The sequence below is a fragment of the Streptomyces sp. NPDC050509 genome, from assembly GCF_044457965.1.
Classification (GTDB): Bacteria; Actinomycetota; Actinomycetes; order Streptomycetales; family Streptomycetaceae; genus Streptomyces.
Map to the genome: position 1 here is coordinate 167,815 of NZ_JBITHL010000016.1, position 12,686 is coordinate 180,500.

At 69.5% G+C, this 12,686-nt stretch carries 11 protein-coding genes; 9 read left to right on the plus strand and 2 right to left on the minus strand.

Annotated elements, in window-relative coordinates; all coding sequences use genetic code 11:
• The first annotated feature begins 155 nt into the window (after positions 1-155).
• From eccD to ACIBJC_RS34795, 6 genes are all read left to right on the plus strand, one after another.
• A complete protein-coding gene (gene eccD / locus ACIBJC_RS34770) occupies positions 156-1,652 on the plus strand; it encodes a type VII secretion integral membrane protein EccD (protein WP_399299456.1) in 1,497 nt (498 codons plus the stop codon).
• 253 nt (positions 1,653-1,905) lie between these two features.
• Positions 1,906-2,196, plus strand: coding sequence for a 30S ribosomal protein S15 (gene rpsO, locus ACIBJC_RS34775; RefSeq protein ID WP_319685150.1), 291 nt, complete (start codon positions 1,906-1,908; stop codon positions 2,194-2,196).
• Positions 2,197-2,561: 365 nt separating this feature from the next.
• Entirely contained in the window at positions 2,562-4,787 is a 2,226-nt protein-coding gene (locus ACIBJC_RS34780) for a polyribonucleotide nucleotidyltransferase (protein WP_399299459.1), read from the plus strand.
• On the plus strand, positions 4,784-6,160 hold the full coding sequence (locus ACIBJC_RS34785) for a M16 family metallopeptidase (protein ID WP_399299462.1): 1,377 nt from the start codon (positions 4,784-4,786) through the stop codon (positions 6,158-6,160). The genes ACIBJC_RS34780 and ACIBJC_RS34785 overlap by 4 nt, the downstream gene beginning before the upstream one ends.
• Positions 6,161-6,208: 48 nt before the next feature.
• Positions 6,209-6,961, plus strand: a complete 753-nt coding sequence (gene dapB / locus ACIBJC_RS34790) for a 4-hydroxy-tetrahydrodipicolinate reductase (protein WP_399299465.1) — start codon at positions 6,209-6,211, stop codon at positions 6,959-6,961.
• 4 nt (positions 6,962-6,965) lie between these two features.
• On the plus strand, positions 6,966-7,418 hold the full coding sequence (locus ACIBJC_RS34795) for a hypothetical protein (protein WP_399299468.1): 453 nt from the start codon (positions 6,966-6,968) through the stop codon (positions 7,416-7,418).
• A gap of 153 nt (positions 7,419-7,571) precedes the next feature.
• Here the strand turns inward: ACIBJC_RS34795 and ACIBJC_RS34800 are convergent, their stop codons facing one another.
• Together ACIBJC_RS34800 and ACIBJC_RS34805 are read right to left on the minus strand one after the other, a co-directional pair.
• On the minus strand, positions 7,572-8,120 hold the full coding sequence (locus ACIBJC_RS34800; protein WP_399299471.1) for a hypothetical protein: 549 nt from the start codon (positions 8,118-8,120) through the stop codon (positions 7,572-7,574).
• 94 nt (positions 8,121-8,214) lie between these two features.
• Positions 8,215-8,454 carry a hypothetical protein gene (locus ACIBJC_RS34805; RefSeq protein WP_399299474.1) on the minus strand — a complete coding sequence of 80 codons (240 nt, stop codon included), beginning with the start codon at positions 8,452-8,454 and terminating at the stop codon, positions 8,215-8,217.
• A 219-nt stretch (positions 8,455-8,673) separates the two neighbouring features.
• Here ACIBJC_RS34805 and thyX point away from each other — a divergent pair, with 219 nt between their 5' ends.
• The 3 genes from thyX to ACIBJC_RS34820 all read left to right on the plus strand — a co-directional run bounded on the left by thyX (position 8,674) and on the right by ACIBJC_RS34820 (position 12,433).
• Positions 8,674-9,411: an FAD-dependent thymidylate synthase gene (gene thyX / locus ACIBJC_RS34810; protein ID WP_399299477.1), complete on the plus strand. Its 738-nt coding sequence runs from the start codon at positions 8,674-8,676 to the stop codon at positions 9,409-9,411.
• A 265-nt stretch (positions 9,412-9,676) separates the two neighbouring features.
• A complete protein-coding gene (gene dapA, locus ACIBJC_RS34815) occupies positions 9,677-10,576 on the plus strand; it encodes a 4-hydroxy-tetrahydrodipicolinate synthase (protein ID WP_399299480.1) in 900 nt (299 codons plus the stop codon).
• 171 nt (positions 10,577-10,747) lie between these two features.
• The gene (locus ACIBJC_RS34820) at positions 10,748-12,433 is read left to right on the plus strand and encodes a ribonuclease J (protein ID WP_329822945.1); all 1,686 of its coding nucleotides are present in this window, start codon (positions 10,748-10,750) and stop codon (positions 12,431-12,433) included.
• Positions 12,434-12,686: the final 253 nt, after the last annotated feature.

Here is a 12,686-nt window from a genome sequence, read left to right on the forward strand (position 1 = left end):
CAATCCCTCAAGACGGACGGGCGATTCCGTACCGGCGCCCCCGTGGCGACGGCGTCGCTCCGCGCGACGGTGATCCTACGTGCAGCCGCACCGCACCCCTCCCGGTAGGGTGGCGCGCGCACCGTGCGCAACCGCGAATCAGGGGGTCCAGACACGTGAGTACGACCGCAGCGACCGGCTTCTGCCGCGTCACTGTCGTGGCGCCGGACAGCAGGATCGACGTCGCCCTGCCGGAGGACATCGCCGTCGCCGACGTCCATCCGGAGATCCTGCGACTCACCGGCCAGACCCAGACAGCGGGCACCCCCACCGGCTATCACCTCGTACGGCGCGACGGGACCGTCCTCGACGGCGCCCGCACCCTCGCCGCCCAGCAGGTGCTCGACGGCGAGATCCTCAGCCTGCGCCCCTTCGCCGAGTCCCTGCCGCCCGCCGTGTTCGACGACGTCTCGGACGCCGTCGCCTCCGCCGTACGCCGCGACCGCCACCTGTGGAGCGACGACCTGCTGCGCGGCGCCGGCCTCGTCGGCGGCGTCCTGCTCCTCGTCCTCATGGGCTTCGTCCTGTGGTTCGCCGACCCCGTACGCCACGACATGCACGGCCTGCCCGGCATCATCGCGGGCGTCGCCGGCGTCCTGCTGACCGCCTTCGCGGGCGTACGGGCCCGGGTGTACGCCGACCGCGCCACCGCCGTCGCCCTCGGCCTCGGCGCGCTGCCCCTGCTGCTGATCGCCGGCTCCGGCATCCTGGCCCCCGACCCGGGCCAGGGGCCAGGACGGCTCCAGTTCCTGCTCGGCTGCGTCACGGTCCTCGTCGCGTCCGTAGTCCTCGTCGCGCTCACCCCGAGCGGCGACGCGCCCTTCGTCGCCGCCACGTTCCTGGCGACCGTCGGCACCCTCGCCACGTTCGTCATGATCCTCACCGAGGCGTCGGCCACCGACACCGCGGCCGTGTGCGTCCCCGTCGCCGTCGGCCTCGTCGCCTTCCTGCCCGGCCTCTCCGCGCGCTTCGCCCGCCTCCCCATCGGCTACGCCTCGCCGCGCGCCGCCGGGAACGACACGTCCGGCGACGCCTACGGCACGTACGACCCGCTCGGCGACCCGAACACCACCCCCGACGCAGAGCCCGTCGACGCCGCGCGCATCGCCGCACAGGCCCGCCGCGGCCACGAGATGCTCCTCGGCCTGGTCGGCGGCTGCGCGGCGGTCGTCGTCGGCTCCGCCGCGGTCCTCGGCTTCTCGGACACCGTCTGGGCCCAGCTCCTCGCCCTCACGGCGGGCCTCGCGGCGCTGCTGCGCGCCCGCCTGTTCCGCTACACCTCCCAGGTCGTCTGCGCGCTCGCCGCGGGCATCTCCGCGATCGCCCTGCTGATCCTCGGGCTCTCGCTGAACCCGCCCGTCGACCACGTCAGGGAGCTCCTGGTGTACGGCGACCGCGGCGCCCTCGACATCCGTACGATCTGGCTCACCGCGAGCGTCGCGGCCGGCGCCGCCCTGATCACCGCGATCGGCCTGATCATCCCGCGCAAGGGCCTCTCCCCGTTCTGGGGGCGTCTCCTCGACCTCGCCGAGGGCGCGGTGCTGCTCTCGCTGGTGCCGCTCTGCCTCGCCGTGCTCGACGTCTTCAGCGCGGCCCGCGCGCTCACGAGCTGACCAACGGCCCGGGGAGAAGGCGACCCGGGAAGACGGCGGCGTAAGAAGACGGAGGAGCGGGGCGACGGGGCGGGGGACGAGGGCTCACCCCGGGGCTGATACCCTGGGCGACGGCCGTTTGTGTACGCGACCACCGAAGCCACTGGCTCCGCGGTCGGCGCGCAACGGATCTCCCGCCTCCCGAGTAACGGAAGCTCCCCAGAGTATTCGACCTGGGGCACTCGGTGGCCAAGAAGACTCACGAGGAGTACGCGTGTCGCTCGACGCCGCTACGAAGAAGCAGATCATGACCGAGTTCGGCACCAAGGAAGGTGACACCGGCTCCCCCGAGGTCCAGGTCGCCATGCTGTCGCGCCGGATCTCGGACCTGACCGAGCACCTCAAGCTCCACAAGCACGACCACCACTCGCGTCGTGGTCTGCTCATCCTGGTCGGGCAGCGCCGTCGCCTGCTCCAGTACCTGGCCAAGAAGGACATCCAGCGCTTCCGTGCGCTGGTCGACCGCCTGGGCATCCGCCGCGGTGCGGCCGGCGGCGCCAAGTAAGACGCCGTGAAGGGAGCGGTTCCCACATCCGGGGAATCGCTCCCTTCGCCGTATGTACGGGGTAGCTCACGGAGGCGGGACCACACGCCGCCACCACGCGCCCCGTACGGAGGCGGACCGGGCGCCTCGCCCGGGACGGCCGGAATGCCATCCCGCGGCCAAGCTCAGTAACCTGGACGCACGAGCACAACTGAAGAGGGGGAGCGACCTCCACCGCCGCCGGTCCTCGGTAGTGGCGCCCGGAAAGGCGCGGCCCATGCCGCCGCCCCGGGTGCTTCGATCGAAGACCGGCCCGCACCAAGGAGCGCTCCTCCGCCACGTCCCCTGCCACACGGGCACCGGACGAAGACGAGGAGAAATCACTAGTGGAGAACGAGACCCACTACGCCGAGGCCGTTATCGACAACGGAACCTTCGGCACCCGCACCATCCGCTTCGAGACGGGACGGCTGGCCAGGCAGGCCGCCGGTTCCGCCGTGGCCTACCTGGACGACGACACCATGGTGCTGTCGGCCACCACCGCCTCCAAGAAGCCCAAGGACCAGCTCGACTTCTTCCCCCTCACGGTGGACGTCGAGGAGCGGCAGTACGCGGCCGGCAAGATCCCCGGCTCCTTCTTCCGCCGTGAGGGCCGGCCCTCCGAGGACGCGATCCTCACCTGCCGCCTCATCGACCGTCCGCTGCGCCCCTCCTTCAAGAAGGGCCTGCGCAACGAGATCCAGATCGTCGAGACGATCATGGCGCTCAACCCCGACCACCTGTACGACGTGGTCGCGATCAACGCCGCCTCCTGCTCCACGCAGCTCGCGGGCCTGCCCTTCTCCGGCCCGATCGGCGGCACCCGTGTCGCCCTGATCAAGGGCCAGTGGGTCGCGTTCCCGACCCACACGGAGCTGGAGGACGCCGTCTTCGACATGGTCGTCGCCGGCCGTGTCCTGGAGGACGGCGACGTCGCGATCATGATGGTCGAGGCCGAGGCCACCACGAAGACCATCCAGCTCGTCAAGGACGGCGCCGACGCCCCCACCGAGGAGGTCGTCGCCGCCGGTCTGGAAGCCGCGAAGCCCTTCATCAAGGCGCTCTGCAAGGCTCAGGCCGACCTCGCCGCCAAGGCCGCCAAGCCCACCGGCGAGTTCCCGGTCTTCCTGGACTACCAGGACGACGTCCTGGAGGCCCTCACCGCGGCCGTCAGGTCCGAGCTGGCCCAGGCGCTCACCATCGCGGGCAAGCAGGACCGCGAGGCCGAGCTCGACCGCGTCAAGGAGCTCGCCGCCGAGAAGCTGCTCCCGCAGTTCGAGGGCCGCGAGAAGGAGATCTCCGGCGCCTACCGCGCGCTGACGAAGTCCCTGGTCCGCGAGCGCGTCATCAAGGACAAGGTCCGCATCGACGGCCGCGGCGTCACGGACATCCGTACGCTCGCCGCCGAGGTCGAGGCCATCCCGCGCGTGCACGGCTCCGCGCTGTTCGAGCGTGGCGAGACCCAGATCCTGGGCGTCACCACCCTCAACATGCTCCGCATGGAGCAGCAGCTCGACACCCTCTCCCCGGTGACGCGCAAGCGCTACATGCACAACTACAACTTCCCGCCGTACTCCGTCGGTGAGACCGGCCGCGTCGGCTCGCCGAAGCGCCGAGAGATCGGCCACGGCGCGCTCGCCGAGCGCGCGATCGTGCCGGTCCTGCCGACGCGCGAGGAGTTCCCGTACGCGATCCGCCAGGTCTCCGAGGCGCTGGGCTCCAACGGCTCCACGTCCATGGGCTCGGTCTGCGCCTCCACCATGTCGCTGCTGAACGCCGGTGTGCCGCTCAAGGCCCCCGTCGCCGGTATCGCCATGGGCCTCATCTCCCAGGAGATCGACGGCAAGACCCACTACGTCGCCCTCACCGACATCCTCGGTGCGGAGGACGCCTACGGCGACATGGACTTCAAGGTCGCCGGTACGAAGACGTTCGTCACCGCGCTCCAGCTCGACACCAAGCTCGACGGCATCCCCGCCTCGGTCCTGGCCGCCGCGCTGAAGCAGGCCCGCGACGCCCGCCTCCACATCCTCGACGTGATGAACGAGGCCATCGACGTCCCGGACGAGATGTCCCCGAACGCCCCGCGGATCATCACCGTCAAGATCCCCGTGGACAAGATCGGCGAGGTCATCGGCCCCAAGGGCAAGATGATCAACCAGATCCAGGAGGACACCGGCGCCGACATCACGATCGAGGACGACGGCACGATCTACATCGGTGCCGCCGACGGTCCGGCCGCCGAGGCCGCCCGCGCCACGATCAACGGCATCGCCAACCCGACCATGCCGGAGGTCGGCGAGCGCTACCTGGGCACGGTCGTCAAGACGACCACCTTCGGTGCGTTCGTGTCGCTGCTCCCGGGCAAGGACGGACTGCTGCACATCTCGCAGATCCGCAAGCTCGCCGGTGGCAAGCGCGTCGAGAACGTCGAGGACGTCCTCGGGGTGGGCCAGAAGGTCCAGGTCGAGATCGCCGAGATCGACCAGCGCGGCAAGCTCTCCCTCATCCCCGTGATCGAGGGCGAGGAGTCCGGCGAGTCCGAGGACGCGAAGGACGAAGCCGCGAAGTGACAGCCAGCTCCAGGACGACGGCCCGCACCTCCTCGGAGGCGCGGGCCGTCGCCCGTACCCAAACCCTGCTCAAGGGCGAGAACGGGATCGGCACGGTCCGCCGTACGACCCTCCCCGGCGGCCTGCGCGTGGTCACCGAAACCCTGCCGTCGGTACGTTCCGCGACCTTCGGCATCTGGGTACAGGTCGGCTCCCGCGACGAGACGCCCGCCCTCAACGGCGCCACGCACTATCTGGAACACCTGCTCTTCAAGGGCACGGAGCGGCGCAGCGCCCTCGACATCTCCTCCGCGATCGACGCGGTCGGCGGCGAAATGAACGCGTTCACCGCCAAGGAGTACACCTGCTACTACGCGCGGGTGCTCGACACGGATCTGCCGCTCGCCATCGACGTCGTCTGCGACATGCTCACCGGTTCGCTCATCGAGACGTCGGACGTCGACGCCGAGCGCGGTGTCATCCTCGAAGAGATCGCGATGACCGAGGACGACCCGGGCGACTGCGTGCACGACCTGTTCGCGCAGACCATGTTCGGCGACAGCCCCCTCGGACGCCCCGTCCTGGGCACGGTGGACACCGTCAACGCCCTGGACCGCGACCGGATCAGCCGCTTCTACAAGAAGCACTACGACCCGACGCGCCTCGTCGTCGCCGCCGCGGGCAACGTCGACCACGCCACGGTGGTACGCCAGGTCCGCAAGGCCTTCGACCGGGCCGGCGCCCTCTCCCGTACGGACGCGGCCCCCGTCGCGCCCCGTGACGGCAGCCGCTCCGTACGGGCCGCGGGCCGCGTCGACCTGCTGAACCGCAGGACCGAGCAGGCCCACGTCGTCCTCGGCATGCCGGGCCTGTCCCGTACCGACGAGCGCCGCTGGGCGCTCGGCGTACTGAACACGGCGCTCGGCGGCGGCATGAGTTCCCGGCTCTTCCAGGAGGTACGGGAGAAGCGCGGCCTCGCCTACAGCGTGTACTCGTACACCTCGGGCTTCGCCGACTGCGGGCTCTTCGGGGTCTACGCGGGCTGCCGCCCGAACCAGGTCCACGACGTCCTGAAGATCTGCCGCGACGAGCTGGACCGGGTCGCCGCGGACGGACTAGCCGACGACGAGATCGAACGCGCCGTCGGCCAGCTCTCCGGCTCCACCGTCCTCGGCCTGGAGGACACCGGCGCGCTGATGAACCGTATCGGCAAGAGCGAGCTGTGCTGGGGCACCCAGATGTCCGTCGACGAGATGCTGGGACGGATAGCGGCGGTCACCCCCGACGACGTACGCGCGGTCGCCCGCGATGTACTGGGACAGCGTCCCTCGCTGTCCGTCATCGGACCGCTCAAGGACAAGCAGGCCGCCCGCCTCGACGAAGCGGTCTCCTGACCGGGCCACCGGCCGGGCCGTACCCCCGAAGGTGAAGGAAACAGAGCAATGAGCAAGCTGCGCGTGGCCGTTCTGGGCGCGAAGGGCCGTATCGGCTCCGAGGCCGTACGTGCCGTCGAGGCCGCCGAGGACCTCGAACTGGTCGCCGCCCTCGGCCGGGGCGACAAGCTGGAGAACCTGGTGGAGGCCGGCGCCGAGGTCGTGGTGGAGCTGACCACACCGGCCTCGGTGATGGGCAACCTCGACTTCTGCGTACGCCACGGCATCCACGCGGTCGTCGGCACCACCGGCTGGACCGACGAACGGCTCGCGCAGCTTCACACCTCGCTCGACGCCTCCCCGCGGACGGGCGTGCTGATCGCGGCGAACTTCTCCATCGGCGCGGTCCTCACCATGAAGTTCTCCGAGACGGCGGCCCGCTACTTCGAGTCGGTCGAGGTCATCGAGCTGCACCACCCGAACAAGGCCGACGCGCCGTCCGGGACGGCCACCCGCACCGCCCAGCTCATCGCCGCCGCCCGGGCCCAGGCGGGCAGCGCCCCGCAGCCCGACGCGACGGTCACGGCGCTGGACGGGGCGCGCGGCGCCGACGTCGACGGCGTACCGGTGCACTCCGTACGGCTGCGCGGCCTCCTCGCGCACCAGGAGGTCATCCTGGGCGCTGAGGGCGAGACACTCACCGTCCGCCACGACTCGCTGCACCACAGCAGCTTCATGCCGGGCATCCTGCTCGGTGTACGGCGCGTGATCTCCGCCCCGGGGCTCACCGTCGGCCTCGAACACTTCCTCGACCTGAGCTGACCCCATGCGCGCGAAGATCACTTACTGTGTCACGGCCGCCGTCCTGGTCGTCTATTTCGTCCTGGTCGGCAGCCGCGGCGTGCTGTTGATCGAGCACGGCACGGCGCTCACCGTGACCTTCGGCGTCGCGGTGCTGATCCTGCCCGTCATCGGTGTCTGGTTCCTCTGGAAGAACACCCAGTTCGTCAACCGCGCGAACCGGCTCGCGACGGAGCTGGAGGCCGAGGGAGGGCTGCCGGTCGACGAGCTGGTCCGCACACCGGGCGGCCGGATCGACCGGGACTCCGCGGACTCCGTCTTCGCGGCGCGCCGCGCCGAGACGGAGGACTCGCCGGACGACTGGCGCTGCTGGTTCCGGCTCGCGGTCGCCTACCACGACGCCAGGGACACCCCGCGCGCCCGCAAGGCGATGCAGCGGGCCATCGCACTCCACGCCGGCAGACCCGTCCAGGTCTGACCCGGGCCCGTCGTCCGGCCCCGGCCCGTCGTCCGCCCCGGCCCGTCCAGGATTCCTGTACGCCCAGGTCAGCCGCCCCGTACGGCGCGATGGGCCCGACACGACGGAGCGGGGCCCGGCCACCGTGGCCGGGCCCCGCTCCGTCGTTTTCGCTCAGGCGTCGCGGTACTCGTCGCCCCACACCTCGACCGTGTCGGCCGCCCGGTCGAACGCCTCCGTACGGGACAGGAAGTCCGCGTTGTGGTCGGTGAGCAGCGCCAGAGGTTCACCCTGACGGCGTACGACGACCAGCGCCTGCCCCTGCACCGTACGGGGCAGCCCGAGCCAGCGGACCGGCTGCTGGACCGTACGGACGGCTGTGGCCTGGTTCCACGGCAGGGTCGTCGTACGGAGCAGGCTCACGCGCCGTACCCCGTGGCGGCTCACCCACGCGCCGACCCGCAGCAGACGCAGCGCGACGGCGATGGCCACGGCCGCGACGCCCAGGCAGAACATCGCCCCCGACATCCCGCCCGCGAAGGCGGTGATCATCGCGGCGAGCAGAACGAACGAGGCCAGCAGCAGAAGCAGCGCCGAGGCCGCCACCCGCCAGGGGCCCGGGCGGTACGGACGCCGCCATTGATCATGATCGTCGAAGGGCAGTGCGACATCCTCGGTGGTCGCGTCAAACGCCCGGTCGGCCGTCAGGAAGGGCAGGGGCACGACTGATCCTCACTCACAAGCACGCTCGATTGCTGTGCCCGGTGAGGTTATCGATCACGCCCCCGCCCGGACCACCCCAGGGGGGCCGGATGTGTCAGCGGCCCTGTGATGCTTCCGACTGCTGCGTGTGGCCGGACGACTGCTCCGTACTCAGCGCCGGCATCCCGAGGAGCAGCGCACCGGCGAAACCGGCGGCGATGGTGAGCCCGATCAGCGTACGGCCCATGAGCTGCGAGGTACTGGCCCGCTGTCGGGGCGGGGGAGTGACATTACTGCGGAAGCGGTCGGCCTCGGCGACAAATGTGAACGGGACGGCTTCTCGCCGGCGGAACATGGAGGGACTCCTCCTTGCGGTCTTGTGCGGTCGTGGTGCGTAACGCCGCTGGTGTGTCGATTGCTACTTCTTAGGACGAACAACAGCGCCATTCGGTGCCCGAATTCCCCGGATTGGCCGAGGAACACCGGTCGTGGCCGACGCTCTCCGTCACCGGCACTGTCAGTGCCGCGCCGTAGAGTGGGCGCCGCCCGAGATGAGACTGGAAGGACCCCGCAGGTGAGCGACACCCCCGCCGAGACCAAACCGAGCTTCCGTAGCGATGTCACCGTGGAGCTGGTGAAGCACGCCGCAGGCGACTCCGACGTGCTGTGGGCCGCGCGCGTCTCCACCGCAGGTGAGCACTCCCTCGAAGAGCTGACGAAGGACCCCGAGCGCTCGAAGGGCCTCATCAACTTCCTGATGCGGGACCGCCACGGCAGCCCGTTCGAGCACAACTCGATGACCTTCTTCATCAGCGCCCCGATCTTCGTCTTCCGCGAGTTCATGCGCCATCGCGTCGGCTGGTCGTACAACGAGGAATCCGGCCGCTACCGGGAGCTCCAGCCGGTCTTCTACGTCCCGGGGCAGGACCGCAAGCTCGTCCAGCAGGGACGTCCCGGCAAGTACGAGTTCGTGGCCGGGACGGAGGCCCAGCAGGCGCTCACGGAGCGTGCGCTGCAGAACTCGTACGTCCAGGCGTACGAGGCGTACCAGGAGATGCTGGCGGCGGGCGTGGCCCGCGAGGTGGCCCGTGCGGCACTGCCGGTCGGTCTCTTCTCCTCGATGTACGCCACGTGCAACGCGCGCTCGCTGATGCACTTCCTCGGCCTGCGCACCCAGCACGAGCAGGCGAAGGTGCCGTCCTTCCCGCAGCGGGAGATCGAGATGGTCGGTGAGCGGATGGAGGAGCACTGGGCGCAGCTCATGCCGCTCACCCACGCGGCTTTCAACATGAACGGCCGCGTGGCCCCGTAGCGGCGCAGGGCCCTTGGGCGGACTGGGCTCCAGGGGTTTCGCGCCGGTCGCCGGACAGCCTTCCGGAGGCCGTTCGCGACCCGTCCGGGGCACAGATGTACGGTCGGTCGAGTGAAGTGTCCGTATTGCGGCGTTTCGAGAAGTTCATCTAGGCTGATCAAACGGACCCGGCACTGCCTGAACCCCCGAGCAGGCAGTGCCGGGCTCCTCTTGTCCCGTCCCCCAAGGGGACACGGCGAGCTGAGCAGCGAGTAGCGTGTTACCCATGGCTCCGATCTCCACTCCGCAGACCCCCTTCGGGCGGGTCCTCACCGCCATGGTCACGCCCTTCACGGCTGACGGCGCAATCGACCTCGACGGTGCCCAGCGGCTCGCCGTCCATCTGGTGGACGCAGGCAACGACGGCCTGGTCCTGAACGGCACCACCGGTGAGTCGCCGACCACCAGTGATGCGGAGAAAGACCAGCTCGTACGGGCGGTACTGGAGGCCGTAGGAGACCGGGCCCACATCGTCGCCGGGGTCGGCACCAATGACACCCGGCACAGCCTGGAGCTGGCCCGCGCGGCCGAACGCGCCGGAGCACACGGCCTGCTCGCCGTGACCCCGTACTACAACAAGCCGCCGCAGGAAGGACTCCTGCGGCACTTCACCGCCATCGCCGACGCCACCGGCCTGCCGGTCATGCTCTACGACATCCCCGGCCGCAGCGGTGTCCCCATCGACACCGAGACGATCGTCCGGCTGGCGCAGCACCCGCGGATCGTCGCCAACAAGGACGCCAAGGGCGACCTCGGCCGCGCGAGCTGGGCCATCGCCCAGTCGGGTCTCGCCTGGTACTCCGGCGACGACATGCTCAACCTGCCGCTGCTCTCCGTCGGCGCGGTCGGATTCGTCTCCGTCGTCGGCCACGTGGTCACCCCGGAGCTGTGCGCCCTGCTCGACGCCCACCTCACCGGTGACGTCCAGAAGGCCACGGAGATCCACCAGAAGCTGCTCCCGGTCTTCACCGGCATGTTCCGCACCCAGGGCGTGATCACCACCAAGGCCGCGCTCACCCTGCAGAAGCTGCCGGCCGGACCGCTGCGCCTCCCGCTCGTCGAGCTGTCGGCCCACGAAACAGCCCAGCTCAAGATCGATCTGGCCGCGGGCGGGGTACAGCTCTAACCACAGACTTCACAACTGAATACGCGAGGACAGCAGATCAAGATCGCGACCAGTGACCGACGGTCATGGTCATTACCGACACATCGGTATACACAGACAACTGCAAGTGCACGAATGTCATGCGCGCCACGTGCCTCAGCGGTACGTGGCGCGTGTGGTGAGGAGAGTCTTTTGAGTCATCCGCATCCTGAGCTCGGCGCCCCGCCGAAGCTGCCCAAGAACGGCCTGCGCGTAACCCCGCTCGGCGGTCTGGGCGAAATCGGCCGGAACATGACGGTCTTCGAGTACAACGGCCGTCTGCTCATCGTCGACTGCGGCGTGCTCTTCCCGGAGGAGGAGCAGCCCGGCATCGACCTGATCCTGCCGGACTTCAGCACCATCAGGGACCGTCTCGACGACATCGACGGGATCGTGCTCACGCACGGCCACGAGGACCACATCGGTGGCGTCCCCTACCTGCTCCGGCTGAAGCCCGACATCCCGCTGATCGGCTCCAAGCTGACCCTCGCGCTGATCGAGGCGAAGCTCCAGGAGCACCGCATCCGCCCGTACACCCTTGAGGTCACCGAGGGGCACCGCGAGCGCATCGGCCCGTTCGACTGCGAGTTCGTCGCGGTCAACCACTCCATCCCGGACGCCCTGGCGGTCGCCATCCGCACCCCCGCGGGCATGGTCGTCCACACGGGTGACTTCAAGATGGACCAGCTCCCGCTGGACCGCAGGCTGACCGACCTGCCCACCTTCGCCAAGCTCGGCGAGGAGGGCATCGATCTGCTGCTCTCGGACTCCACCAACGCCGAGGTGCCGGGCTTCGTCCCGCCGGAGCGGGACATCTCCAACGTCCTGCGCCAGGTCTTCGGAAGCGCCCAGAAGCGGATCATCGTGGCGAGCTTCGCCAGCCACGTCCACCGCATCCAGCAGATCCTCGACGCCGCGCACGAATACGGCCGGAGGGTCGCCTTCGTCGGCCGTTCGATGGTCCGGAACATGGGCATCGCCCGTGACCTGGGCTACCTGAGGGTGCCGCCGGGCCTGGTCGTCGACGTCAAGACCCTCGACGACCTCCCCGACCACGAAGTGGTCCTGGTCTGCACGGGCTCCCAGGGCGAGCCGATGGCCGCGCTCTCCCGGATGGCCAACCGCGACCACCAGATCCGGATCGTCCAGGGCGACACGGTGATCCTCGCGTCGTCCCTGATCCCGGGCAACGAGAACGCGGTCTACCGCGTGATCAACGGCCTGACCAGGTGGGGCGCGAACGTCATCCACAAGGGCAACGCCAAGGTCCATGTCTCGGGCCACGCCTCGGCCGGCGAGCTGCTGTACTTCTACAACATCTGCAAGCCGAAGAACCTGATGCCGGTCCACGGCGAATGGCGCCATCTGCGGGCCAACGCAGAACTGGGCGCGCTGACGGGGGTCCCCAAGGACCACATCGTCATCGCGGAGGACGGCGTCGTCGTCGACCTGGTCGACGGCAAGGCCAGAATCGTGGGCAAGGTCCAGGCCGGCTATGTCTACGTCGACGGCCTCTCGGTCGGCGACGTGACGGAGACGTCCCTGAAGGACCGCCGCATCCTGGGCGACGAGGGCATCATCTCGGTCTTCGTGGTGGTCGACTCGACCACCGGCAAGGTCGTCGGCGGCCCGCACTTCCACGCCCGCGGCTCCGGCATCGAGGACTCCGCGTTCTCGGCCGTACTGCCCAAGGTGGAAGAGGTCATCGCCAGGTCGGGCTCGGACGGTGTGGCGGAGCCGCACCAGATCCAGCAGCTCGTGCGCCGTACGGTCGGCAAGTGGGTCTCCGACACCTACCGTCGGCGCCCGATGATCCTCCCCGTGGTGGTCGAGGTCTGACGGTTCGACGCGCTACGTGGAGCGGGGGGCCTCGATTTGCTTCGAGGCCCCCCGCTCCAGTACGTTTACGGCTCCACCTGAACGGGAACGCCGGGTTATTCATGTGCCTGGAGTCCAACCCCGGAGGGTGGGAATCCGACTCGGAGAACTTCTGATAAAGTCGGAACCGCCGGAAAGGGAAAGCGCGAAAGCGAAGAACTGGAAAGCGAACCCCGCTCCGACGGGGAATCGGACACGAAAGAGTCTGATAGAG